General features: G+C 60.2%; 23 protein-coding genes and 1 riboswitch. Of the genes, 14 read left to right on the top strand and 9 right to left on the bottom strand.

Annotated elements, in window-relative coordinates; translation table 11 throughout:
• Positions 1-91 precede the first annotated feature (91 nt).
• Positions 92-613 (top strand): GNAT family N-acetyltransferase, encoded by a 522-nt coding sequence (locus ACT5M9_RS10195; RefSeq protein ID WP_457982029.1) that lies wholly within the window; start codon positions 92-94, stop codon positions 611-613.
• A 73-nt stretch (positions 614-686) separates the two neighbouring features.
• Here the strand turns inward: ACT5M9_RS10195 and ACT5M9_RS10190 are convergent, their stop codons facing one another.
• Positions 687-863: a hypothetical protein gene (locus tag ACT5M9_RS10190; protein ID WP_438551700.1), complete on the bottom strand. Its 177-nt coding sequence runs from the start codon at positions 861-863 to the stop codon at positions 687-689.
• A gap of 604 nt (positions 864-1,467) precedes the next feature.
• Complete coding sequence (locus tag ACT5M9_RS10185) at positions 1,468-2,745, bottom strand: cation:proton antiporter (RefSeq protein WP_438551699.1); 1,278 nt, start codon at positions 2,743-2,745, stop codon at positions 1,468-1,470.
• A gap of 222 nt (positions 2,746-2,967) precedes the next feature.
• Here ACT5M9_RS10185 and metH point away from each other — a divergent pair, with 222 nt between their 5' ends.
• From metH to rimK, 4 genes are all read left to right on the top strand, one after another.
• Positions 2,968-6,639 carry a methionine synthase gene (gene metH / locus ACT5M9_RS10180; RefSeq protein WP_457981755.1) on the top strand — a complete coding sequence of 1,224 codons (3,672 nt, stop codon included), beginning with the start codon at positions 2,968-2,970 and terminating at the stop codon, positions 6,637-6,639.
• 28 nt (positions 6,640-6,667) lie between these two features.
• Complete coding sequence (locus ACT5M9_RS10175) at positions 6,668-7,084, top strand: hypothetical protein (protein ID WP_438551697.1); 417 nt, start codon at positions 6,668-6,670, stop codon at positions 7,082-7,084.
• Between the two features lie 132 nt (positions 7,085-7,216).
• Positions 7,217-8,275, top strand: a complete 1,059-nt coding sequence (locus tag ACT5M9_RS10170; protein ID WP_457981756.1) for a Gfo/Idh/MocA family oxidoreductase — start codon at positions 7,217-7,219, stop codon at positions 8,273-8,275.
• Between the two features lie 181 nt (positions 8,276-8,456).
• The gene (rimK, locus tag ACT5M9_RS10165) at positions 8,457-9,353 is read left to right on the top strand and encodes a 30S ribosomal protein S6--L-glutamate ligase (protein ID WP_438551695.1); all 897 of its coding nucleotides are present in this window, start codon (positions 8,457-8,459) and stop codon (positions 9,351-9,353) included.
• A gap of 80 nt (positions 9,354-9,433) precedes the next feature.
• Here the strand turns inward: rimK and ACT5M9_RS10160 are convergent, their stop codons facing one another.
• Together ACT5M9_RS10160 and ACT5M9_RS10155 are read right to left on the bottom strand one after the other, a co-directional pair.
• Complete coding sequence (locus tag ACT5M9_RS10160) at positions 9,434-10,690, bottom strand: sensor histidine kinase (protein ID WP_457981757.1); 1,257 nt, start codon at positions 10,688-10,690, stop codon at positions 9,434-9,436.
• A gap of 28 nt (positions 10,691-10,718) precedes the next feature.
• Positions 10,719-11,387: a response regulator transcription factor gene (locus tag ACT5M9_RS10155; RefSeq protein ID WP_457981758.1), complete on the bottom strand. Its 669-nt coding sequence runs from the start codon at positions 11,385-11,387 to the stop codon at positions 10,719-10,721.
• A 90-nt stretch (positions 11,388-11,477) separates the two neighbouring features.
• Between ACT5M9_RS10155 and ACT5M9_RS10150 the strand changes: the two genes are divergently transcribed.
• The 8 genes from ACT5M9_RS10150 (at position 11,478) to thiH (ending at position 19,521) form a co-directional block, all read left to right on the top strand.
• Entirely contained in the window at positions 11,478-11,894 is a 417-nt protein-coding gene (locus tag ACT5M9_RS10150; RefSeq protein WP_457981759.1) for a DUF5666 domain-containing protein, read from the top strand.
• 81 nt (positions 11,895-11,975) lie between these two features.
• Complete coding sequence (locus ACT5M9_RS10145; protein ID WP_457981760.1) at positions 11,976-12,461, top strand: hypothetical protein; 486 nt, start codon at positions 11,976-11,978, stop codon at positions 12,459-12,461.
• A gap of 74 nt (positions 12,462-12,535) precedes the next feature.
• Positions 12,536-12,649: riboswitch (TPP riboswitch) on the top strand.
• A 240-nt stretch (positions 12,650-12,889) separates the two neighbouring features.
• Positions 12,890-14,908, top strand: coding sequence for a phosphomethylpyrimidine synthase ThiC (thiC, locus tag ACT5M9_RS10140; RefSeq protein WP_457981761.1), 2,019 nt, complete (start codon positions 12,890-12,892; stop codon positions 14,906-14,908).
• Positions 14,905-16,470 carry a thiamine phosphate synthase gene (gene thiE / locus ACT5M9_RS10135; protein ID WP_457981762.1) on the top strand — a complete coding sequence of 522 codons (1,566 nt, stop codon included), beginning with the start codon at positions 14,905-14,907 and terminating at the stop codon, positions 16,468-16,470. Before thiC ends, thiE begins: the two co-directional genes overlap by 4 nt.
• Positions 16,460-17,248: a HesA/MoeB/ThiF family protein gene (locus tag ACT5M9_RS10130; RefSeq protein ID WP_457981763.1), complete on the top strand. Its 789-nt coding sequence runs from the start codon at positions 16,460-16,462 to the stop codon at positions 17,246-17,248. The genes thiE and ACT5M9_RS10130 overlap by 11 nt, the downstream gene beginning before the upstream one ends.
• On the top strand, positions 17,245-17,451 hold the full coding sequence (gene thiS, locus ACT5M9_RS10125; RefSeq protein WP_457981764.1) for a sulfur carrier protein ThiS: 207 nt from the start codon (positions 17,245-17,247) through the stop codon (positions 17,449-17,451). Before ACT5M9_RS10130 ends, thiS begins: the two co-directional genes overlap by 4 nt.
• A gap of 1 nt (position 17,452) precedes the next feature.
• Positions 17,453-18,220: a thiazole synthase gene (locus ACT5M9_RS10120; protein WP_457981765.1), complete on the top strand. Its 768-nt coding sequence runs from the start codon at positions 17,453-17,455 to the stop codon at positions 18,218-18,220.
• Between the two features lie 56 nt (positions 18,221-18,276).
• Positions 18,277-19,521 carry a 2-iminoacetate synthase ThiH gene (gene thiH, locus ACT5M9_RS10115; RefSeq protein WP_457982030.1) on the top strand — a complete coding sequence of 415 codons (1,245 nt, stop codon included), beginning with the start codon at positions 18,277-18,279 and terminating at the stop codon, positions 19,519-19,521.
• 396 nt (positions 19,522-19,917) lie between these two features.
• Here the strand turns inward: thiH and ACT5M9_RS10110 are convergent, their stop codons facing one another.
• The 5 genes from ACT5M9_RS10110 to ACT5M9_RS10090 all read right to left on the bottom strand — a co-directional run bounded on the left by ACT5M9_RS10110 (position 19,918) and on the right by ACT5M9_RS10090 (position 24,131).
• The gene (locus tag ACT5M9_RS10110; RefSeq protein WP_457981766.1) at positions 19,918-21,822 is read right to left on the bottom strand and encodes a hypothetical protein; all 1,905 of its coding nucleotides are present in this window, start codon (positions 21,820-21,822) and stop codon (positions 19,918-19,920) included.
• Between the two features lie 37 nt (positions 21,823-21,859).
• Positions 21,860-22,477, bottom strand: a complete 618-nt coding sequence (locus ACT5M9_RS10105; RefSeq protein WP_457981767.1) for a P-loop NTPase — start codon at positions 22,475-22,477, stop codon at positions 21,860-21,862.
• A 4-nt stretch (positions 22,478-22,481) separates the two neighbouring features.
• On the bottom strand, positions 22,482-22,922 hold the full coding sequence (locus tag ACT5M9_RS10100; protein WP_457981768.1) for a hypothetical protein: 441 nt from the start codon (positions 22,920-22,922) through the stop codon (positions 22,482-22,484).
• Positions 22,923-23,172: 250 nt separating this feature from the next.
• Positions 23,173-23,715 carry a GNAT family N-acetyltransferase gene (locus ACT5M9_RS10095; protein WP_457981769.1) on the bottom strand — a complete coding sequence of 181 codons (543 nt, stop codon included), beginning with the start codon at positions 23,713-23,715 and terminating at the stop codon, positions 23,173-23,175.
• Complete coding sequence (locus ACT5M9_RS10090; RefSeq protein WP_457981770.1) at positions 23,712-24,131, bottom strand: GNAT family N-acetyltransferase; 420 nt, start codon at positions 24,129-24,131, stop codon at positions 23,712-23,714. The genes ACT5M9_RS10095 and ACT5M9_RS10090 overlap by 4 nt, the downstream gene beginning before the upstream one ends.
• 260 nt (positions 24,132-24,391) lie before the next feature.
• On the opposite strand from ACT5M9_RS10090, the gene ACT5M9_RS10085 reads away from it, so the two are divergent.
• Positions 24,392-24,970, top strand: coding sequence for an LpoB-related protein (locus ACT5M9_RS10085; RefSeq protein ID WP_457981771.1), 579 nt, complete (start codon positions 24,392-24,394; stop codon positions 24,968-24,970).
• Positions 24,971-25,435 lie beyond the last annotated feature (465 nt).

Genomic DNA, 25,435 nt, shown 5'->3' with positions numbered 1-25,435 from the left:
TTTACCAGCCCCCCTTGCCAAGGGCGAAGCGGGGGGGCAGTCTTGTTGGCTCGTCGTGTTCCCGTTTATGACCAGAAGAAGAGCCCTTGCCATGATCCTCTCCGAGCGTCTCGCCCTGCGCGAGCTCAATCTCACCGATGCCCCCTTCATCCTCGAACTGCTCAACGATGGGGATTTCCACCGCTGGATCGGCGATCGGGGTGTTCGCACCCTAAGCGATGCCGAAGACTATATCCAGCAGGGGCCTGCGGTCAGCTATGCCCGGCACGGGCACGGCCTCTATCTGGTGAGCCGGCGGGAGGATGACGCCAGGATCGGCATCTGTGGTCTCATCAAGCGCGATACCCTGCCCTGCGAGGACATCGGCTACGCCTTCCTGCCCGCTTATCGCGGCCTGGGATACGGGGTCGAGGCGGCGCAGGCTGCGCTCAAGGATGGGCGGGAGCGGCTCGGCATAGAGCGGGTGATCGCCATCGTCACCCCGGGCAACGAGCGTTCGGTCGCGCTGCTGGCCAAGCTGGGGCTGAGTCAGGGCAAACTGGTCAAACTGGGTGACAGCGAGGAGGAGTGCCTGCTGCTGGAGGATCCGGGCAGGGAGAGCGTGCCGGTCTGAGTCTGCGAGATAGCAAAGGAGGCCGCCGTGAGTTGCGGCCTGTCTGCGTCGGATCTGCCGTGAGGCAGGGTGATCAGTTGAGATCCTCGATGGAGAACTCGCCGGGGATGCCGTCACAGGAGATGGCGAAGCCACCGCTGAAACGGGTGCTGAACTGGATCAGGAAGGCATCATGATCCTGCTCTTGCGGGGGCAGGTTGATGGGCTTGCTGCGACGCAGGGGTTTGTGTGTTTGTACTGCTTTCATCATGGTATTTCTCTATATAAATTAGGTGTTTTGCTCCTTGTTTTTGCAAATATCAGGTCGATGGGCGTGGTCAGATCCACGCAGGAATACCCAGCCCCACAGGGGCGTCTGCACTTTTCAAGGAATGCGCCAAGGATCATGCGAAGGCATGGTGCTACTTGGGAGTGGGCAGATCGGGTCTGCGCCGTGAAAACCGGGCAACGCAGGCAGACAGCCTGACGGTTCTCGAGGCGAGTAAATCAGAGGGAGGTTATGTGTGTACTGGCAGGATTCATCTAACGGTGAAGCATTGCGAACATAATCAGGGCTGATTAACTAGCCGGCGCGCATTCTCTCCGCAAAATGAATGAAAAGCAAACAGATATTTCTCTGGTGAGTAAAAAAGCCACCGGGTTCACCAGTGACAGCACAGCAAAAGGGCTCCCGTCGGGAGCCTTTTCTATTGGCGATATGTCATACAAGCTGCGGCTTGGTCGCTGCCGCTGGCCTTGTTGACCGCGGTGATCCCTATGATGTGATGGTCATGTCTATTTTTGGCCGTACCGGATAGAAAAAGGGCTCCCATGGGGAGCCCTTTTTATTGGCGATATGCCATTCAGGAGGCGACTTAGTAGCCGCCGCTGGCCTTCTTGGCCGCCGTGATCATGGGGGTGATGGTCATCCCCTGCACCACGATGGAGAACATCACCACCGCATAGGTCATCACCAGAATCACCTCCCGCAGGTCGACACCGTGCTCCGGCAGCACCATGACGCCGGAGGGCAGCGCCAGGGCCATGGCCATGGCCAGGCCACCGCGCAGGCCACCCCAGGTCAGGATGCGGATGGAGAAGGTGTTGTAGCGGCGGAAGCGGCGGAAGGCCACATAGGGCAGGGAGACGCTGATGAAGCGCGCGGCCAGGCAGAGCGGCACGGCGATGACCAGCAGGATCCAGTCTTGCCATTCGAGTTCCAGCAGCACCAGCGCCAGACCGATCAGCAGGAACAGCAGGGCGTTGAGGAACTGATCCATCAACTCCCAGAAGTGGTCCAGATGGTGCTTGCTCTGCTCGGAGAAGCCCACATTCCGAGTCCAGTTGCCGATCATGATACCGGTCACCACCATGGCCAGGGCGCCGGAGACGCCGATCATGTTGGCGAAGGCGAAGCCCGCGGTCGGGATGCACAGGGTCAGCAGCAGCTCCAGGGAGCCGTCGTCGGTGGCGCTGATCATCACGTGGGCGATGAGTCCCAGCACGGCGCCGAACAGGATGCCGCCGAGAGCCTCATGCAGGAAGAGGCCGGCCACGCTGGTGAAGGTGGGCTCCACGCCGCCGAAGGCCACGGCAAACACGGTGGCGAAGATGACGAGGCCGACGCCATCGTTGAACAGGGATTCCCCCTCGATCTGGATGGCGATCTGGGGTGGTGCCTTCATCTTCTTGACGATGGCCAGCACGGCGATGGGGTCGGTGGGGGAGATAAGCGCACCGAACAACATGCAGTAGACCAGCGGCAGCTCCCAGCCCAGCAGCTTGGCGATGAACCAGAAGCCGTAGCCGATGAGGAAGGTGGAGAGCAGGGTCGCCACTATGGAGAGGATGGTGATCTCCCACTTCTGGCTACGCAGCGCCTTCAGATTGATGCCGAGGCCACCAGCGAACAGCAGGAAGCCCAGGATCCCCTTCAACAGGAAGTTCTGGAAGTCGATGCTCTCCATGGTTTTGACGGCAAGAGGTTCCAGATTGAACCATCCCAACTTACCAAACAGCACCATCAGGGCGGAGATCAGCATGGATCCTGCGGTGATGGCGATGGTGGTCTGGATCTTCACAACATACTGATTGGCAAAGGCGATGAAGATCGCCAACGCTGCCAGGAAGCAGAGTGTGTAGTAGACGCTCATAGTTATTTTTCTCTTTATCTTTAGTAAACAGCAAGCACGTATCCCTATGGAGGACGGGCATAGGGTACTCTCGGCACCTGATGCACTCATTACCTATTTATGGTTATATTTAATCGTTGAAATAGACAGATAGACGGCTAGATTTCCATTTGATTTGTTTGCTGCTAGGATGGGCTTCGCGCAGTTGCATGGATGTAAGAGGAACGAGCGGTGTCGAACACAATGTCGAACATAAAAAAGAAGCTGGAAGCCTGCCTGAAGGAACGGATCCTGATCATCGACGGGGCCATGGGCACCATGATCCAGGGCTACAAGCTGGGCGAGTCGGACTACCGGGGCGAGCGTTTCGCCGACTGGCACACCGACATCAAGGGCAACAACGACCTGCTGGTGCTGACCAAGCCCGCGGTGATCCGCGAGATCCACGATCAATACTGCGCCGCCGGGGCCGACATCCTCGAGACCAACACCTTCAACGCCACCCGTATCGCCATGGCCGATTACGAGATGGAGGAATTTTCCGCCGAGATCAACCGCGAGGCCGCCCGCCTGGCCCGCGCCGTGGCGGACGAGTGGACCGCAAAGGACCCGTCCAAGCCGCGCTTCGTGGCAGGGGTGCTGGGCCCCACCAACCGCACCGCCTCCATCTCGCCGGATGTGAACGATCCGGGCAAGCGCAACGTCACCTATGACGAGCTGGTGGCCGCCTACACCGAATCGACCCATGCCCTGATCGAGGGGGGCGCCGACATCATCCTGATTGAGACCATCTTCGACACCCTGAACGCCAAGGCCGCCGCCTTCGCGGTGGAAGGGGTTTTCGAGGAACTGGGCCACGCCCTGCCGGTGATGATCTCCGGCACCATCACGGACGCTTCCGGTCGCACCCTCTCCGGCCAGACCACGGAAGCCTTCTATCATTCGCTTCGCCACGTCAAACCCATCTCCTTCGGTCTCAACTGTGCGCTGGGCCCGGATGAGCTGCGTCAGTACGTGGAAGAGCTGTCGCGGATCAGCGAGTCCCATGTCAGTGCCCACCCCAATGCCGGCCTGCCCAACGCGTTCGGTGAGTACGATCTCGATGCAGTCGAGATGGCGGAACATATCCGCGAGTGGGCCCAGAGCGGCTTCCTGAACCTGGTGGGGGGCTGCTGCGGCACCACCCCGACCCATATCCGTGCCATGAGCGACGCGGTCGCCGGCATCTGCCCTCGCGCCCTGCCGGAGATCCCGGTGGCCTGCCGGCTGTCCGGCCTCGAGCCCCTCATCATCCAGGCGGACTCCATGTTTGTGAACGTGGGGGAGCGCACCAACGTCACCGGCTCGGCCAAGTTCAAGCGGCTGATCAAGGAGGGGCTCTACGACGAGGCCCTCGAGGTGGCCAAGCAGCAGGTGGAGAGCGGCGCCCAGATCATCGACATCAACATGGACGAGGGCATGCTGGACGCCGAGGCGGCCATGGTGCGCTTCCTGAACCTGATCGCTGGCGAGCCGGACATCGCCCGAGTGCCCGTGATGATCGACTCCTCCAAGTGGGAGGTGCTGGAGGCTGGCCTCAAGTGCGTGCAAGGCAAGCCTGTGGTCAACTCCATCTCCATGAAGGAGGGGGAGGAGAAATTCATCCAGCAGGCGAAACTGCTGCGTCGCTACGGCGCCGCCGTCATCGTCATGGCGTTCGACGAGGTGGGCCAGGCGGACACCCGCGCCCGCAAGTTCGAGATCTGCCAACGCGCCTATCGCATCCTAGTGGACAGCGTGGGCTTCCCGCCGGAAGACATCATCTTCGATCCCAACATCTTCGCGGTGGCGACCGGGATCGAGGAGCACAACAACTATGCGGTGGATTTCATCGAGGCGGTGAAGGACATCAAGGAGAACCTGCCCCACGCCATGATCTCCGGTGGCGTCTCCAACGTCTCCTTCTCCTTTAGGGGCAACGAGCCGGTGCGCGAAGCCATTCACGCAGTGTTCCTCTACCACGCCATCCAGAACGGCATGGACATGGGGATAGTTAACGCCGGTCAGCTCGCCATCTACGAAGACATCCCGGCGGAGCTGAAAGAGAAGGTCGAGGCCGTGGTGCTGAACCTCAACTCCGACGCCACCGAGGCGCTGTTGGCCATCGCCGAGAAGTATCGCGGCGCGGGTGCCCAGGCTGAGGATCCGCGGGATCAGGAGTGGCGCAGCTGGCCCGTGGGCAAGCGGCTGGAGCACGCCCTGGTCAAGGGGCTCACCGATTTCATCGAGGAGGACACCGAAGAGGCGCGGGCCGGGGCCGAGCGACCGCTGCACGTGATCGAGGGACCCCTGATGGACGGCATGAACGTGGTCGGAGACCTGTTCGGTGCCGGCAAGATGTTCCTGCCCCAGGTGGTGAAGTCCGCCCGGGTGATGAAGCGAGCGGTGGCCTATCTGCAGCCCTATATCGAGGCGGAGAAGCAGGGGGGCTTCAGCAACGGCAAGATAGTGCTCGCCACGGTGAAGGGGGACGTGCACGACATCGGCAAGAATATCGTCGGCGTGGTGCTGCAGTGCAACAACTTCGAGATCGTCGACCTCGGGGTCATGGTCTCCTGCGAGACCATCCTCAAGACGGCGCGGGAGGTGAATGCCGACATCATAGGGTTGTCGGGTCTGATCACCCCGTCTCTCGACGAGATGGTGCACGTGGCCAAAGAGATGGAGCGTCAGGGCTTCAAGCTGCCGCTGCTCATCGGCGGCGCCACCACCTCCAAGGCCCACACCGCGGTCAAGATAGAGCAGAACTACTCCGAGCCCGTAGTCTATGTGTCGAACGCCTCCCGCGCGGTCGGGGTGGCCCAGAGCCTGCTGAGCCCCGAGCTCAAGCCCGCCTTCGTCGCTCGCATCGACAAGGAGTACGAGATCGCCCGGGATCAGCACGCCCGCAAGCAACCGAGATCCAAGCCGGTCAGCCTGGCCCATGCCCGGGCCAACCGTCATCAGCTGGACTGGGTCGGCTATGAGCCCCCCGCACCCCGTGAGCCAGGGGTGCAGAAATTCGAGAACGTGCCCATCTCGGTGCTGCGCCCCTACATCGACTGGACGCCCTTCTTCCTGAGCTGGGAGCTGGCGGGCAAGTATCCGCGCATCCTGGAGGACGAGGTGGTGGGTGAGGAGGCGACCAAGTTGTTTGCCGATGCCAACGCCATGTTGGATAAACTCGAGCTGGATCAAAGAGTGCGCTGCGCCGGCATCATAGGCTTGTTCCCCGCCAACGCCGTGGGGGACAGTATAGAGGTCTATACCGACGAGTCGCGCACCCAGGTCAGAAAAGTGCTGCATCACCTGCGCCAGCAGAGCGAGAAGCAGGGCTTCCCGAACTACTGCCTGGCGGACTATGTGGCGCCGAAGGAGAGCGGCAAGGCGGACTGGATCGGTGCCTTCGCCGTGACCGGTGGCATCGGCGAGGAGGCCATCGCCAACGCCTACAAGGCGGAGCACGACGACTACAACGCCATCCTCATCCAGGCGGTGTGCGACCGTCTGGCGGAGGCCTTCGCCGAGTACCTGCACGAACAGGTGCGCAAAGTGCATTGGGGCTATGCCCCGGATGAGGCGCTCAGCAACGAGGAGCTGATCCGCGAGAACTATCGCGGCATACGCCCGGCACCCGGTTATCCGGCCTGCCCGGAGCACACGGAGAAGGGCAGCATCTGGGAGTTGCTGGAGGTGGAACAGGCCATCGGCATGAAGCTCACCGAGTCCTACGCCATGTGGCCGGGGGCGGCGGTGTCCGGCTGGTACTTCTCCCACCCGGACAGCAAGTACTTCGCGGTGGCCCAAATTCAGCCCGATCAGGTGGAAGACTATGCGGTGCGCAAGAGCATGACGCTGGTGGAAGCCGAGCGCTGGCTGGGGCCTAACCTGCATTGATCAGGTCAGTAAGTGGCCAGGAGAAGACATGGACAAGGCAAGAGATAATGAGGCATGGCCGGATGAGGCACTGATCAGCCGCTGTCTGGCCGAAGCGGATGACGAGGGATTTATCGACTTCAAGGTCTTCTGCCGGGCGTTGGATGTATCGGCCTCTGCGCTGGCCGGCTTCTTCCATGAGCGGGATCGCTTCTATGACTCACCGGAGATGGTGGCCCTGCGTGAAGGGTTGAACCACAGGGTGGAGTGGCGTGAACGCAAGCGGCGGGACGGCACTTCCCATGAACCGGCCCGGTTCGTGGTAAAGAGGGCGCAGATCCATCGGGATCATCTTGCGTGCTTTCTGCAACGGTCGGAGCGATACATCACCCGGGCCAGGGCAGATTTTGATCGGGCAGTGCTGCGCTGGCGCATGGAGCAAAGCGGTGTCGGCCACCTCCATTGAGTCAGCTTCCCCTTTTCATTGATATGAAGGTGATGCTTTCTCTCGGCGTGTCACCTGGTCTGTGCCAGCTCAGTGTAACCTGCCACCCGGTTGCCCTATTCACGGGTCTATGGACTCTGCAGCGAGGTTGTTATGAAGATTGGATTTGTCGGCCTGGGGGCCGTGGTACAGACCGCCTATCTGCCTGCCCTCGCTGCGCTGGCGGAAGATGCTGAGATCTGGGGCTTTGATCCGGCGCGGACCCTGCCTGGGGTGACGCAAACTCCGAGTCTGGAGGCCCTGCTGGCTCTGCCATTGGACCGGCTGGTCATCGCCACCCCTTCTTTGCTTCACCTGCCTGTGCTGGAGCAGGCGCTGGCTAGTGCCATCCCCTTGATCCTGGTGGAGAAACCCGTGGTGGCCAGCCTGGCCCAGCATGACCGGCTTCAGGCCCTGCTGGCGGATCCCGCCGTGGCGGAGCGAGTGCTGGCGCTGGATCACTGGATGGCGCGCAGCGCCGTTCAGCAACTGCTCGGCGGTGGATTGGATGCCGGCTGGCAGCCTCGGCGGGGTGGCGCCGTCCGGCCCGCGACCATTCTGGACGTGGTCGAGGTGGAGGGCTTCTTGCTGGAGCCCTGCGGCATAGATGCAGAGGGTCATCCCTTTGCCCTCAACTTCGCCACCGGTGAGCCGGATCAGCGGACCTTCCTTCACCCGGATGGGGTCATCCTCGACATCGGCACCCATGTGCTGGCCATGATCCGCGAGCTGCTGGTGGCCCTCGGCGGGGACGACAGCCTGCGTCTGGTGGCCGAGGGGGTCTGCGATCGGCTGGGTCAGCCCATAGCGTTTGGGGATCTGAGCACCGCCGAGGGGCGCGCCTGCCTGCGCGGGGAGGCGGCCGGGGTGCCGTTGACCCTCTGGCTCGACAAGTACGCAGGGCCCGGGGTGGAGAAGAAGGGGCTCAGTCTGACGCTCAAGGATGACCGCGTGCTGGAGCTGCTGCGCAGCGGCAACCAGGCCCGGCTGCACCATCATGAAAACGGCCTGGTGCAGAACTGGCAGTTGGAGGGCTCCCTCTATCGTCACTGCATCGCCCAGACCCTGCTGGCGCCTATCCCCCCTGCGGGATGGGCCGGGGTCACGGCACGCCGTCTGCAGGAGGTGGGGTTGCTGCTCGGACTGCAACAGAGGCTGCGGGGCCCTCACTGAGGAGTCGCAGAGCCTTCTCGCCGGATGGGGCGCTCTCTGCTTTGCGCCGTTCTTGCAGAACGGCACTCTTCGTCTTGACGCCTTCTTGCAGAACGGCGAATGGTGAGGGGAAAGGATTGGCGTTGCCAGTCGTTCATGGCACCTTATACTCTCCAGTCCGATTATCAGGTCTGCCATTTCCATGAATATTGCCATTTTATCCCGCGAGCCCAACAACTACTCCACCCGCCGCCTGGTCGAGGTGGCCCGGGCCCGCGGACATCAGGTCGAGGTGCTCGACACCCTGCGCTGCTACATGAACATCGCCTCCCACAGCCCCTCCATCCACTACGAGGGCCGGGAGCTGGAGAGCTATGACGCCGTGATCCCGCGCATCGGCGCCAGCATCACCTTCTACGGCACAGCCGTGCTGCGCCAGTTCGAGATGATGAACACCATGGCCCTGAACAGCTCGGTGGCCATCTCCCGATCCCGGGACAAGCTGCGCGCCATGCAGCTGCTGTCACGCCACGGCATCGGCCTGCCCATCACCGGCTATGCCCACAGCACCCACGATGTGCCGGATCTGATTACCATGGTGGGCGGTGCGCCCCTGGTGGTGAAGCTGCTGGAGGGGACTCAGGGCATAGGGGTAGTTCTGTGCGAGACCCAGAAGGCCGCCGAGAGCGTGATCGAGGCCTTCATCCAGACCAACAACAACATCCTGGTGCAGGAGTATATCCGCGAGGCGAACGGCGCCGACATCCGTTGCCTGGTGGTCAACGGCAAGGTGGTCGCCGCCATGCGCCGTCAGGCCCAGCCGGGGGAGTTTCGCTCCAACCTGCATCGGGGTGGCACCGCCGAGGCGATCAAGATTAGCCCCGAAGAGCGGGCAACCGCGGTGCAGGCCGCCAAGATCATGGGGCTGGACGTGGCCGGGGTGGACATCTTGCGCAGCGCCCGTGGCCCCCTGGTGCTGGAGGTGAACTCTTCCCCTGGCCTGCAAGGGGTGGAAGCCGCCTCCGGCAAGGACGTGGCGGGCAAGATCATCGAGTTCCTCGAACTCAAGGCGAGCCGCAAGCACAAGCCGGCGGAGTGACGGCATAACGGATGGTTGGAACAGACAAGGCGCCCGAGGGCGCCTTGTCGTTTTCTGGATCCTGGAGAGGTTTAGAGTTCTCACTCCGCCTCATCAGCGTTTGATGAGGCTTCATTACTCAAGGTACTTGGGCCCATCTCCAGCCTGGCGCTAAAGACCCCCTCTTCCAGCCGGGTGCTGATATGCCAGCCCAGCTTCTCGCAGATGCGCTGGATGATGGTGAGGCCACAGCCGTATCCAAGGATCTGATCCGGCGCCGCCGCCGTGGGGTTGCTGATGGTGAGGGTCTGCTGGCTCAGGGTGATCTCGATGTGACCGTCGGCGTAGCTGAGGGCATTCTTGAGCAGGTTGCCGAGCGCGATGGCGAGCAGGGAGAGGGGGGCCTGTACCTCGCTCTGCTCGTCCAGCTGCAACCTGATCTCGACGCTCTCCCGCTGCAGCAGGGGGGCGAGCCGGGCCAGCTCCCGGCGGATCAGCGGGGCGACCTGCTGGGGCGGACGTTCCACCGCCTCCTTGCGACCCAGCAGCAGGAAGGTCTCGGTGAGCAGGGCCATCTCGTCGCTGGCGGCTCGGATGCGCCCCGCCGCCCGGGCCGCCGGGGCGGGCAGGTCGGTGACCTTGCCGAGCAGGGCCGCGGAGCCCTGGATCACCATGTTGGGGGTGCGCAGCTCATGGCTCGCGAAACGGCTGAACTCCTGCTCCCTGGCGAACACGGCGGCAACCTCCTGCTTGCCCGCCAGCAGCGCCAGCTCTATCTCCCGCAGCTCCTGCCAGGGGGCGTCCGGCACGAAGTCCGCCTGATCCGGGGTGAGGTGGGCGACTCGCTGACGCAGCCGCTCCAGCGGCCTTGTGATGTGGCGCACCAGCCAGATGCCGAATGCGACGCTGCCCAGCAGCAGGGTGAGGCCGATCAGCCGGGTGATCAGGTGCAGCCTGTCCTCGTAAGGATCCAGATAATCGTCGGCGTCGTCGTTGAACACCAGATAGAGCAGGCCCTGGCCGGAGGGATGAGGGCGCACCAGGAAGTGCTTGTCCTCCTCGCCGAGCTGGTGCTCATAGAAGCCCGGGGTCTGGTAGGGCTTGAGCCAGGCGGGGAGGCGCCCGGCCTGGGTCCAGTAGCTGGAGAACTGGCGCGGGCTGGGGGCGGGGGCCAGCTCGCCGAGGCGCAGCCAGTCGTCGCCGTAACGGGTGACTTCCGCCTCCAGCCAGTGGCGCAGGCTCAGCTCTTCCATCTTGTTCTCGGCCACCACCATCAGCAGGCTGAGGGTGGCCAGCAGCAGGAGCCCGGCCCCCCCCAGCACCAGGATCAGGCGATGGCGCAGTCTCGGCAGGCTCATGGGATGGCCCTCGGCATCGGTGGTCGTCTCATGGGGAGACCAGCCGGTAACCCTGGCCGTGCAGGGTCTCCAGCATGGGGGTGGGGAAGGGTTTGTCGAGGGCGTTGCGCAGGGCATAGATGTGGCTGCGCAGGGCATCGGAGTCGGGCTCTTCATCCCCCCAGACGGTATCGAGCACCTCCTGGCGCGTCACCAGCTGGGGGGCGCGTTTGACTAGCAGGCTGAGGATCTGGAACGGGATCTTGCCGAGTTTCAGCTCGACGCCGGCCCGTTTGGCCCGGCCGCTGGCGGGATCCACCGTCAGCTCGCCGAAGCTGAGCACCCCCAGATCGCCGCGGGGGCCACGCAGGGCAAGGGCCTGCAACCTGACTTCCAGCTCCTCCATGGCGAAGGGCTTGACCAGGTAGTCGTCGCCACCGGCGCGAAAGCCTGCCAGCTTGTCGTCCAGGCTGTCCCGGGCGGTGAGAAACAGCACAGGGGTCGGGATGCCGTCGGCCCGCAGTTGCTCCACGGTGCGCAGGCCGTCGAGGCGCGGCATCATGACGTCCATGATGATGACGTCGAAGCGCTGCTCCGCCAGCAGTTGCAGGGCGGCCTGGCCGTGATAGGCGCAGTCCAGCTGGTGCCCCGCGAGCTCCAGGTAGTCCATGATGGTCTCCGTCACCTGGGGATTGTCTTCCACCACCAGTATTTTCATGTTCTGATCTCCTGGTTGTGGCCGCGATTTCACGGCCGCTTCACACCGGATGAGGCATGCTGTGTGCCAGTGTAACCCCGAGGATCCCCGATGACGAAGCCCCTGTGTGCTCTCTTGCTATTGATTTTGCTGCCCTTTGGCGCGGCGCATGCATCTGAGTTCAAGCTGATCGGCCGTACCAGCTGGCAGCTGGGTCAGCTGATGGTCAACGGCATTCCCTTCGTCATCGATGAGGAGACCCGCTTCAAGGATGGTCTCGATGAAGACCATCTCGGCGGCACCTGGGTCGAGCTGGAGGGGGAGATGCGGGGCGATCGCCGCCTGATCCGCGAGGTGGAGGCGTTGGAGGAGGATGACGAGATGGATCTGGAGGGGCCGGTGGAGCAGGGACGGATCTGGGGTTATGTCGCCTCGGATGGCAGCCTGGCCCCCTTCGAGGGACGCTGGTTGGAGCTGGAGTGCAAGTTTGACGGCATGCGTCTGAGTTGTTGCCAGGAAGAGGACTGACCCCCGGATTGCCGACGGCCGGAAAAAAGGCCGGACCCGGCCCATAGTTAAACCTCGAGTCGCCACGACCCTGAGGTCCCCATGACAAATACCCCGCTCATCCTCTGCATGCTGCCACTCGGTGCCCTGGCCATGGAGCCCGAGCTCTGGCTGGTGGAACTGGAACACAACGACGGCATCCGCCTGCAGTTTCAGGGGGCCGAACTGGAGCTCGGCAGCGCCGATCTGGTGGGCATCGACGGGCCGGATGCCCTCAAGCCAGGCATGCGGCTCGCCATCGAGAGCCGCCATGGGGTCGCCGAGCTGATCCACCTCCTCAGCAGCCCGCCGAGCGCGGCCCAGAGCAGCCAGTGGCTGCGGGCGGAAGACAGGCTGCTCGCCGTGGTGGGGCAGACCTTGCTGCTCGAGGAGCTGGGAGTGCTGGTGTTCGATACCCAGACCCGCTGGTTGAACGGCAGCCCGGCGGATCTGCAAGGGGGGCGCAAACTGGTGCTGACCCGAGATGAGGACGGGCGGCTGACCGAGGTGCTGATCCCCAATCCGGAAGAGTTGCTGCCCGAGCGCTGAGGTTGGGAGTCGGCCTGATGATGAGGTCCGATTTGTTATAGGCTTGTACTTTCTGTTTACCCACTTATACTGGCGCCATCTTGTCGGAGTGCTGACCGTCGAACGACGCTAAGCTGAGACCGTTAATTCGGGATCCGTGGAACCTGATCAGGCTAGAACCTGCGAAGGGAAACAAGGGTAACTTGCGAGTTGCCGCGCTCGGGAGCATCCGCTTCCTGCTTGCTACAGGGCCAGCCCCGGCAAGCCAGCGCACGAGAGGGAGTCTGCCTCGCCGAACCATCCCATCAGGGAGGGTCTGTGCAAGGCTGGAGGGGTCAGCAGACTGGCGCCACTCCCTCTCGACGCACATCCGCTCGCAGGTTCATCTTCTCCTCGAACTCCAGACAAGCAAACACCCATAACTTCAACCAGTTAATGTGAGTTTTGCTATGTCTACCCCAATCCAGTCTGCACCAGAAGTCCAGTCCGTTTCAGAACAAGCCAAACCTGCCGGTCGCCGCGAGCAACGTGCCAGCGCCCAGCGCTTTATCGACAACCTAAAGGGCATGGCCCATCCCAACTCCAGGCGCATCTTTATCGAAGGCTCCCGCCCCGACATCCGGGTGGGGCTGCGGGAGATCGCCCTGGCTGACACCTTCGTCGGCGGCACCAAGGAGGAGCCGAAGTTTGAGCCGAACGATCCCGTGCCCGTCTACGACACCTCGGGCGCCTACGGGGACGAGAACGCCGAGATCGACGTGCGCCTCGGCCTGCCGCGCTTGCGGGAAGCCTGGGTGCTGGAGCGGGGCGACACCGAGCCGCTGCCGGGCCTGAGCTCCACCTTCACCCAGGAGCGCCTGGCGGACGAGGGGCTGGATCATCTGCGCTTCGAACACCTGCCCAAACCCCGCCGCGCCAAGGCTGGCAACTGGGTGACCCAGCTGCACTATGCCCGCCAGGGGATAGTCACCCCCGAGATGGAATTTATCGCCATTCGCGAGAACATGGGCCGCGAGCGCGTGCGCTCCGAGCTGTTGCTGCGCCAGCATCCGGGTCAGGGCTTCGGCGCTCGCCTGCCGGAGAACATCACGCCTGAGTTCGTGCGCGATGAAGTCGCCGCCGGCCGTGCCATCATCCCCAGCAACATCAACCACCCGGAAGCCGAGCCCATGATCATCGGCCGCAACTTCCTGGTGAAGATCAACGCCAACATCGGCAACTCGGCGGTGACTTCCAGCATCGAGGAAGAAGTCGAGAAGCTGGTCTGGTCTACCCGCTGGGGCGCCGACACCGTCATGGATCTCTCCACCGGCCGCTACATCCACGAGACCCGCGAGTGGATCCTGCGCAACAGCCCTGTGCCCATCGGTACAGTGCCCATCTATCAGGCCCTGGAGAAAACCAACGGCATCGCCGAGGATCTCACCTGGGAGCTGTTCCGCGACACCCTGCTCGAACAAGCCGAGCAGGGGGTGGACTACTTCACCATCCACGCCGGCGTGCTGCTGCGCTACGTGCCCATGACCGCCAAGCGCCTCACCGGCATCGTCTCTCGCGGTGGCAGCATCATGGCCAAGTGGTGCCTCTCACACCACAAGGAGAACTTCCTCTACCAGCACTTCCGCGAGATCTGCGAGATCTGCGCGGCCTACGACGTGGCGCTCTCCCTGGGGGACGGCCTGCGTCCGGGCTCCGTCTATGACGCCAACGACGAGGCCCAGTTCGCCGAGCTGCACACCCTGGGGGAGCTCACCAAGATCGCCTGGGAGTACGACGTGCAGGTGATGATCGAGGGGCCGGGCCACGTGCCCATGCACATGATCGAACGTAACATGACCGAGCAACTGGAGCACTGCCACGAGGCACCCTTCTACACGCTCGGCCCGCTCACCACCGACATAGCTCCCGGCTACGATCACTTCACCTCCGGCATAGGTGCCGCCATGATCGGCTGGTACGGCTGCGCCATGCTCTGTTACGTCACTCCCAAGGAGCACCTGGGGCTGCCGAACAAGGAGGACGTGAAACAGGGCCTCATCACCTACAAGATCGCCGCCCACGCCGCGGATCTCGCCAAGGGTCACCCGGGCGCCCAGATCCGCGACAACGCCATGTCCAAGGCGCGCTTCGAGTTCCGCTGGGAGGATCAGTTCAACCTGGCGCTGGATCCTGAGACCGCTCGCGCCTACCACGACGAGACCCTGCCCCAGGAGTCCGGCAAGGTGGCGCACTTCTGCTCCATGTGCGGCCCCAAGTTCTGCTCCATGAAGATCACCCAGGACGTGCGCGACTATGCCGCCAAGCTCGAAGCGGTCGAGGTGAAACTGGTGGGCATGGATGGCCAGCAGGAGCGGGTCGTGGCGGAAGTCGAGACCGGTATGGCCCAGATGGCCGAAGTCTTCAAGGAGAAGGGGGGCGAGCTCTACCATCAGGCCGCCGCGCTCAAACAGGAACGGGAAGAGGCATGAACGGCGAATCCAAACCCATCGTCTGGACCATAGCGGGTTCGGACTCCGGGGGCGGCGCCGGCATCCAGGCCGATCTGCACACCATGCACGCCCTCGGGGTGCACGGCTGCTCGGTGATCTCCGCCATCACGGCCCAGAACTCGGTGGCGGTGAAGATGGTGGATCCCGTGCTGATGCAGAGCTTCACCGCCCAGATCGACGCCCTCGGCGTCGATCTGCCCCCCGCCGCCATCAAGATAGGTCTGCTGCCGACCCGGCTGCATGTGGAGGTGCTGGCCCGCCGGCTCGATACCCTGAGCGCCCCCTTCGTGATCTATGACCCTGTCGCCATCGCGAGCACTGGCACCCCCATGGCGGAGCCGAACATGCTGGCGGCGGTGCGCGAGCACCTGCTGCCACGCCTGTCGCTTATCACCCCCAATGGCCCCGAGCTGGAAGCCCTGACCGGCATCCCAGCAACCAGCCCGGCGCTGGTGCGGGCGGGGGCGGCGCGGCTGCGGGAACTCGGCGCACGCGCCGTGCTGGTGAAGGGTGGCCACCTCGGCTGGAGCGGGGATCATTGCCTCGACTACTACCAGGACGAGAGTCGCGAGTTCTGGCTTGCGGCACCTCGTCTGGCGACCCGTCACGGCCACGGCACCGGCTGCTGTTACGCCAGCGCCATAGCCGCCGTCTATGCGTTGGACTACCCCATCGAAGACGCCATCACTCTGGCCCGCGCTTATTTGCAGCAAGGGTTGGCGGGGGCGCAGGGAGTGGGGGCCGGCCCTGGCCCCATCGCCCACCTCGGCTGGCCCGGGGATCTCGCCCGGTTCCCCCGCGCCGTGTTGCCGGGGTCTGAACTGGATCGCCGCTTCGGTCTCTGTCCTGCCGGCGAGGCACGCTTGCCGCAAGGCCCGTTCGCCCCGACCGAATATCGCCTCGGGATCTATCCCGTGGTGGATTCGGTGCAGTGGCTGGAGCGGTTGCTCGGTGAGGGGGTCAAGACCATACAGCTGCGGATCAAAGACCTGCCAGATGCCCAAGTGATGCCCGCCATCGCCAGGGCGGTAGCGCTCGGTCGCAAGCATAAGGCCCGGCTCTTTATCAACGACTATTGGCAACTGGCCATCGAGGCTGGCGCCTACGGGGTGCACCTGGGACAGGAGGATATGGAGACGGCGGATCTCGCCGCTATCCAGGCCGCCGGCTTGCGTCTTGGCATCTCCACCCACGGCTACTTCGAGCTGATGCGGGCGCGCGAACTCGCGCCGTCCTATATCGCGCTCGGCCATATCTTCCCCACCAATACCAAGCAGATGCCGTCCCGCCCCCAGGGGCTGGTGCGGCTGCACCACTACCGCGCCCTGATGGCGGACTGGCCCACGGTCGCCATCGGCGGCATAGGCGAGTCGCGCATAGCCCAGGTGCAGGAGAGCGGGGTGAGCAGTATTGCTCTGGTTTCCGCCATTACTGCGAGTGATGACTGGCAGGGGGCTACGGCCCGGCTGCTGGCCGCCGTGGGGGCAGGGGATCCGGCGCTCTCCGCCATCCCGGCAAAGGAGGTGGAACATGCTCTCTGACGAGGTGTCTTTAAGCGATGAAGAGTACCTGAGATACGGCAGGCAGCTGATGCTGGCCGAAATTGGCGAGGCGGGGCAGGCACGGCTCAAAGAGAAGTCGGTGCTCATTGTCGGCCTCGGCGGCCTGGGGTCGCCGCTGGCCCTCTATCTCGCCGGTGCTGGCGTTGGCACGCTGTGGCTCGCCGACGGCGACGTGGTCGATTCCAGCAATCTGCCGCGCCAGTTTCTCTACACCGGGGAGGATCTGCGCCGCTCCAAGGCCGAGCTGGCCCGGGAGCGGCTGGCGGCCCATAACCCGCTGGTGGAGCTGATTGCCATCAACCAGCGCCTCGATGAGCAGAGCCTGCCGGAGTTCGTGGCCGAGGTGGATCTGGTGATCGACTGTTGCGACAACCTCCCCACCCGCCACGCCATCAACGCCGCCTGCGTGGTTCAGGGCAAACCCTGGATCTCCGCCGCCGCGGTCGGTTGGCAGGGGCAGCTGATGGTGCGAAGCGCCCCTGAGCACGCCTGCTACGCCTGCCTCTACCCGGCGGATACCGAGATAAGAGAGAGCTGCCAGAGCAGCGGCGTCACAGGCCCCTTGGTGGGCGTGATGGGCTCCCTGCAGGCGCTGGAAGCCATCAAGCTGCTGCTTGGCCGTGAGAGCCCAGTGGCGGGCACCCTGCGCCGCTTCGATGCTTTGACCCACGAGTGGCAGAGCCTGCGCCTGCCCGCGGATCCCGCCTGCCCTGTTTGTAGCAATGGCAACGGCAGCGCCAACAAGGATTGCCAATGAATATTCGACTGAACGACAAGGCACTGGCCCTGACGACGGAAGAGGCGGCCAGCGTGGCCGCCCTGTTGGCAGCGCAAGCGGTCTCTCCCCAGGGGGTGGCTGTGGCCCTCAATGGCGCCGTGCTGCCTCGCAGCCGCTGGCCCGAGACTCCCCTCAACGACGGGGATGAGATCCACCTGTTTACCGCCATCGCCGGAGGCTAAGATGCTACGCATTGCCGATCACAATTTCTCATCCCGCCTCTTCACCGGCACCGGCAAGTTCGCCCGTCCGGAACTGATGGCTGCCTCCATCGAGGCGAGCGGCTCCCAGCTGGTCACCATGGCCATCAAGCGCCTGGAGCCGGGCAAGCGCCACGACGATATCCTGAGCCCTCTGCTGCAACTCGGGGTCAAGCTGTTGCCCAACACCTCGGGGGCCAAGACAGCCGCCGAGGCGGTGTTTGCCGCTCATCTGGCCCGCGAGGCGCTGGGGACCAACTGGTTGAAGCTGGAGATCCACCCAGACCCCAAATACCTGCTGCCCGACCCCATAGAGACGCTGAAGGCCGCTGAGCAACTGGTGAAGGAGGGTTTCGTGGTGCTGCCTTACTGCGGCGCCGATCCCGTGCTCTGCAAGCGGCTCGAAGAGGTGGGCTGCGCCGCCGTGATGCCGCTTGGCGCTCCCATCGGCTCCAACCAGGGGCTGGTGACCCGGGAGTTTCTCTCCATCATCATTGAACAGGCCAATGTGCCCGTGGTGGTGGATGCGGGGATCGGGGCCCCCAGCCACGCGGCGGCGGCGTTTGAGCTCGGCGCCGATGCGGTGTTGGTCAACACGGCCATCGCGGTGAGCGGTGACCCCGTCGCCATGGGGCGCGCCTTCGCGCTGGCCTGCGAGGCGGGGCGTAGCGCCTATATGGCAGGACTCGGGATCCGCGGCTTCCAGGCCAGCGCCTCCAGCCCCCTCACCGATTTTCTGGAGGCCCTATGAGCCAGAGCGTGGGGCAAGACTCGGTGGCCATGGCCTCTCTCGCCCCTCTTCCTGAGATGGAGGGGATACGCTCCCCTCTCCTTCTGGGAGAGGGACTGGGGGTGAGGGCTGCGGCTGACTCGGTACTCGAAGGGATCGGGGCCTTTGCTCCTCCCCCTCCCAAGGGGGAGGCCGGGAGGGGGTTGGATTTTGCCGACCGCTGGCGCGAGCTCGACTGGGACGATATAGGCATGCAGATCCGGGCCAAGACGGCCCGGGATGTGGAGCTGGCGCTGGGCAAGTCGCGCCGCAATCTGCAGGATTTTATGGCGCTGATCTCCCCGGCGGCAGAGGCTTATCTGCCTCAGCTTGCCCAGTTGGCAGAGAGTCTCACCCGCCAGCGCTTCGGTAACACGGTCGGCTTCTATGTACCCCTCTATCTGTCGAACCTCTGTGCCAACGACTGCAGCTACTGCGGTTTCTCCATGAGCAATCGTCTCAAACGCAAGACCCTGAATGCGGAGGAGATAGAGCGCGAGTGCCTCGCCATCAAGGCGCGGGGCTTCGACAACGTTCTGCTGGTGACCGGCGAGCACGAGACCAAGGTCGGCATGGCCTATTTTCGCGAGATGATGCCCATCATTCGCCGCCACTTCAGCACGGTCGGGATGGAGGTGCAGCCGCTGTCCGAGGCCGAATACGCCGAGCTGAAGAGCCTCGGCCTCGATGCCGTCATGGTCTATCAGGAGACCTATCACGCCCCCGCCTACGCCCGCCATCACCTGCGTGGCAACAAGCAGGATATCGCTTGGCGCCTCGCCACTCCGGACCGGCTCGGCCGCGCCGGGGTGGACAAGATAGGCCTCGGAGCGCTCATCGGTCTCTCCGCAGACTGGCGTGCCGACAGCTATTTCGTCGCCGAGCACCTGGCCTGGATGGAGCGCCATCACTGGCAGAGCCGCTATTCGCTCTCCTTCCCGCGCCTGCGCCCCTGCACCGGGGGGCTGGAGCCCGAGGTGACCATGTCGGACCGCCAACTGGTGCAGCTGATCTGCGCCTGGCGCCTGTTCTCGCCGACCCTGGACTTGTCGCTGTCCACCCGCGAATCCCCGGCGTTTCGCAACGGCGCCCTGCGCCTTGGCATCACCCAGATGTCGGCGGAGTCGCGCACCCAGCCCGGCGGTTACGCGGACGGCGGCCAGGAGGAGCTGGAGCAGTTCGCCATCCATGATGACAGATCCTTGGGGGAGGTGGCCGCTGCCGTCAAACAAGCTGGGTTGCAACCGGTGTTTAAGGACTGGGAACCCTTCTTGGGCCGATAGGGCTAGGGATGGAGTTCAGCCAAACTCCGTGCCTGTGGCGAGAGGGCACGGCTTTGCCGTGCAGCCGTAGGGTCGATTAGCCGTCAGGCGTAATCGTCCTTCCGCGTGATGGGGGAAATGCACGGCTACGCCGCGCAGGACGCGAGGCCGTTGGCCTCGAAGGGATTTCGCCCGCCCTTCGGGCCGGGGCGAGTAACTTTTCTTTGCGTGGCCAAAGAAAAGTCACCAAAAGAAAGGCCATCCCCGCCAATCCGACCGCTACGCAGTTGCCCTCGGGTCAGGGGCAAGGTCGGGCGGACCGCCGCAGACGGCACATCCCTGTGCCATCTACACCATAATCCTTGATGGCGTTTCTAGCCTTGCCGATCAGGGTGGGGATTATGTGGGATTGAGTTGTTAGCTCTTTTTTCTAACATATTTCATACCAAGACCAGATTTATAAATTTGCCGTGTTCTGAATTCGCCGGGATAGCCAGGTCTCAACTCGAAAATACCAATTTTTTGCATGCTAATAATAGATTGCCTTACTTTGTCAGGTGTAATATTTGTTTTTTGACTTATTATTGGAGTGATCGCCTCGATACTGAATGGTGTTTGTAGACCGTTAAATGCAGCTACTAGCTTATTTACTTGATTTTGGTTTTCTTCATTGTCATCTTTATCAATACTTAAGAATGAATAAAGCTCTGTTCTCACATCCTCAATGAAAGATGCCGAAGCTTGATCATATGCCTTAAGTACGCACTGTCTTGATAATCGCCCATTTTCTATATTTCCTGACTCTGCATTGCTGCAGTTTCTTGCTAACGTTCTGAGAAAACCATCAAAAAGTCGAGGGTAAAAAGCTGAGTCGCTTTTAACATCACCACCAGCATCAGAGAAATAAATTGAAAAGAAAGTGGTTGTTTTTAATTTGTTTCTGTCCAACCCATCAGGGAAAATTTCTAAAAGTAATGCTTCGGCTTCACCATCAGGGAGGTCGCCACGAGATATTTTGTCAGACTTTTCAACGATTCTCTCGCAGACGCCACTAAAATTCTCATTAAACCATGGAAGGCTAACAATTCTAGCAAGAGCAAAATTCAATATCGCTGTTTTTGTCCAGTGAAGATTTATAACAGAACCTTCAATTTGTTGCTCTATATTTTGAGCTGCACCTTGTGCGAGGTCAGTTCGAAGTACAAGACGAATTGTAATATACTTGGAGTAGAAGCTATCATATTGTATTGCAGACAGAAATCTGAACAATGCCTCAACAAAACTACGTAACTTTGCAGCAGGCACTGCGGTTTCAACACCGTCAATTATAAATATACGTTTTTTATCAATCGATAAGTTTTGTTTTGCGATCGATGGACCTATCATAGTAAGTTGGCTGAGATTGCTTTCTATACAATGCTCAAGGCAATCTTGCTCTCTTGTATTTTCTGTCATTAAAGCCGCATTCAATAGAGCCCAGAAAAAAGAATCAAAATCATGGTCACATGCTGACAATAATTTATTAAATACCATGCCGGAGCTTTTTAACCCTCCATTTTTATAGTCGGTAGCGACCAATAATGGTTCAGCAAGTTCACTCTTTACGAGCTCACTTAATAAACGGGTTTTACCTGTTCCCTTTCTTCCAAAAATATAAGTGTATGGACTGTCTTTACTAAACAGTCTTGCTAGCCATGGTGTTTGTATGAATAAACCTTCATCTGATGAACCACTGCTAGTTAGTATAGTTGGCTTTTTCTCAATCTGTTTGTTGCCAATAATACCTAAGACAGACCTCAGCTGTTCTAGTGCTTGTCTATTAATTGTTGACATATTGACTGGGTCTGGCTGTCCGCCATCGATAAATGCTTGGTCATGACGCCAGAATATCCAATAAGCTTCAAGTTCTTGAGGGTCTACTTCATTTTCTTCAATACCCATTGAACTGCCAATTTTTTCCAAAAGCGACTCGATAAATTTAGAGTTATCATTTCTTAATTCAGAGTTGGATTTTATTGGATCCAGAGAAAAACTCACAAATGCACCGGGATATTCATTGTCACAGCCCAGCAAAATATCAATTAGTCTGGAATCTTGAATATGCCTTGCCATACCATCAGTTCTTGCAAAGATCACGGATGATCCTAGCCATGCACTCATAATGGGTAAGACTGATGGCGCTAAACCTGTTCTGTGGTCGAATAAAACAATGTCATACAACACATTTCCATTGTTATTTATTATTTTTCTAAGATTGCTGATTGCATTTTGTAATAAACCAGAATCAAAGCTGGAGTTCATTAAAAATGCAGCAAAATCCATATCATATCGAGCATGAGATGGCCTTGCTGTTACTAAATCAATATACCCAGCATTGGGTGAACCTACATAAACCATTCTCTAATGGATTAAAGTTAGAAGTATTTCCAACTAATCCCATGAGGGTTGAGTGAATATCTAGTGACGCAGCATTTAACATAGCATCAAGTGATGGTGCTTCTATATCAGCATCAACCAACAAGACTCGATACCCTGCATTTGACAAGTTTTTTGCCAGCGCCAATAGGACTGTCGAGCGACCCTGACCACCCTTATACCCATAAAAATGGATGACTTTAGGGTTATTAATGTTAGCCTGCCCATTTTGGTAAGGCATGTCATTTAATCCAAGAGGATTGAATGCATTTAACCAACTTGTATTATGGCTAATACCATTAAGGAAACCGTATTCATCTGTTCGTTCAAAGTCAGTTAATAATTTAAATTCTATTGCCGGGTTCGATATGATTGGCTGGAAATCATCAGAAGATATTCCCATTTCCCTTGCTAAAAGGGAAAGCCTAGCTTCATTTTGTAATGATATAAACGCATTTGATATAACGAAAAAATAAAGGGTTGGATGTGAGTAATGAAAATCAATATTTATATTTGATTTATCTATAACATTAATTTTTGAAATTATATCTGATATTGTCATTTTATTAGCAGTCCTGTTGAAACTTATCAGAAAGATATTTTCTTGTTTCTTCAACTAATAGTGATAAATTTTCAATTTTATCTACCTCTGTTACAGGGGAGGGCCACCCATCTGAACTATGCCGTATATATCTTATGTTAGGGTATGAGTCACTTGGCGTGGACTTTGCCTGCCCGTCAGTTCCTTGAACAGTTATTTCATGTAATGCATTCGAAAGTTGTGTGGCTAATGCATTAATTTTAATTTGACAGCCACTTTTCAAACCTGTTGCGTACTTAAGAGAGAATTTCTTTAAGGCCGCAGGAATATCGTGGTTTTTCAATCCGGTTGTGCTTTTTAAAACCAATTCTATCGAAACCATTCCACAATATGTTTTTACTATCAGATTTTGGCTGGATGTTGCGACAGACTTAAATGCTTTGATGCTTTCCTTATGTATGCTCAAAATAATGTTCCTCACATAACAATGTAACCACACCATTTATCATCTGATGTTACCATCAGAGATGATTCTTATGAACATAAACTGCTCCAGTCTGATAAAATTCAGGAGGCTAGGATTTTTGACGACTGAGTCGTGGGCGAAAAGGTTCAGGGGAAGACGGTTGCTATAAACTTCAGATATGCCAGCAAAAGGTGAATGTACCAAAATGGAGGGGTTCATGTGGATTCTTTCAATTCGCCTGCTGCAGAAATCAGTCTGAGGGAACAAGGGCGTAGACATGCGCATAAAGGGGCTGTCCATGAAGAAAGATGCGGTTTCTGGCCCGGCATTCGAAGGTAGCCCCGGCGGCGATGGCGACGGCTTCGCTGGCCGCGTTGCCAACTCCCATCACGATCTCCAACCGAAATAGCCCCAACTGCGTAAAGCCGAAATCACGTAGCAGGGCGACCGCCTGTCGGGCTATGCCTTTGCCTTGCCGGGATTGCCTTACCCAATAGCCGATATTGCCGTAGCGATGATGGGGGGCCAGCTGGTTGATACCGGCGCCACCCAATAGTTGACCGGTGGCGGCGCAGAAGATCCCCATATCGTAGGCGCGCCCCGCCTCACGATCCTGATCGCAGGTGGCAAACCACCCTAGCGCCTGCTCCCGGTTGAACGAGGGAGTGCACCAGCTCATCCAGGTGCCGACCGTGTTGATGGATTCGTGCGCCGCGCGGACAAACTCATCGGCATCGCCCGGCTCGAAGGGTCGGATCAGGATCTTGGCGTTGGCAAGGGGCTGGAATGTCATTGGCTGCCCTGCTTTTTGAGAAAGTAACTGACATGCCCCGGCGGCATATCGGGCAGTTCGCCGAAGACGGAATAGCCCTGTTTTTGATAGAAGGGCAAGGCCTGGAAGCTGGTGGTTTCGAGGTGAAAATTGGTGATGCCCTTGCTCTGGGCGTATTGCTCCATGGCGCCAAGCAGACGGCCGCCCCAGCCGTCGCGGCGGATGCTTTCGTCTATCCAGAGCCAGTCCACGTGCAGCCAGCCCCACTTGATGTCGGCGAGGATGCCCCCTAATACCTTGCCCTCCTCGTCCTTGATAAAGCTGGCGATCTGCTCTCTTTGATGGGATCCCACCATGGCGAGGTTGTAGCCGGAGAGGCCGGAGCGCAGGGCATCCAGATCATCGCTCTGTGGGGGTTGGGGTAGGGTCAGTTGCATGATAATTAGCTCCAAATGAAGAGTGAGCAGCATCACCCGGCAACGGCAGATGGTCAAGGTGGAGAACGGGTGGTTGTCGGCCGTCTCTCACTGTGCTGCCTGTGGAGATGACAGGTTGATTGGGCCAATCCCTGTCGCTTGGCGGGCAAGCTGCCTCGCTCTTGGGCCGGTTTTTCTCTAGCATGGAGGGGCGCGGAGCCGGGCTCCGTCATGATGGATTGTTGGCGCTGTCCGGTTACGGACTTTGGTGGAGAGAAAAGATGAAGCTGCGTTCCTTGTTGGTGTTGGGTGCCCTGGTGCTGGGCGGTTGTGCGGTCAATCCCTATGGTGGCACTCAGGCGCCGGTGTCGGAACCACAGCAGCCGGTGACCCAGCCGGAGAAACCGGTGACCGAGCCCGAGGTGGTGAAACCAGCCCCCAAACCCGAGGCGCCGACCGGCCTGGCGCTGGCCATGGCGGATGCCTTCTTGAAGGCCCCGGAAGTAAAGGCGCTGGCAGGCAGCAACCCTGTGCTGCTGCTGACCCCGCCGCGCAACGGCACTGGCGAGCCGTTCAGCACCCAGCCCATGGCGGTGGCCATGAGCCAGCGCATCCAGCAGCACGGCGGCTTCAGCTTCGCCGACCCAGGTCAGGTTGCGGCCATCACCGGCCAGCTCGAATATCAGCAGGGGGGCATGAACCCGGCGTCCCTGGTGCGTCTGGGTCGCCAGACCGGGGCCAACTACATGTTGTACGGGGATCTGGTCTCAGAGGGGAGCCGTTACAGCCTCGCCATGAGCCTGATGGACCTGAAAAGCGGCGAGCTGCTGTGGAACGGGAGCCGCTCCGCCAATCGCTAAGGCCTCTCCCAACACCTTCCCGAAAAGCCATCGCGCCCTGCCCGATGGCTTTTTTGTTTTCACTCCCGGGGCTAGATGGCGGGCTGGGGAGGTCGCGCCGCCGGCCTTGGACTCCCGCCTTGTTGGCAGCGCAATATCCTGACCCTCTCGCCTCAACCCCACCGCCCTCCAGTTTTTAAGTGCATAAATCTGCAGATGATGCATTTGTTGATATTAATCACTATTCGATAGCCATGTGCTGACTTAGTATCGATGCCGAGCGGAACTGACCTGTCATAAGTCACTGCCTCGCCCGCCATATCGCTTGCCACCAGGGATCTTGGCGGTGAGCCGGCTGGCGACAAGCAATCGGCATATTACCCCTCTTTCCCCGTCGGTCGCCCTGACAACGGCGGCATGTCGCACTCGGGGGCCCGCCATACGGGCGGTGGGACCGTGTGCGATACTTAACGGGTCGTGTATAAC

It is taken from the genome of Aeromonas sp. AE23HZ002T15, from assembly GCF_054165525.2.
Note: the sequence above shows the minus strand (reverse complement) of the source record. Positions and strands in the feature narration are given on the sequence as shown.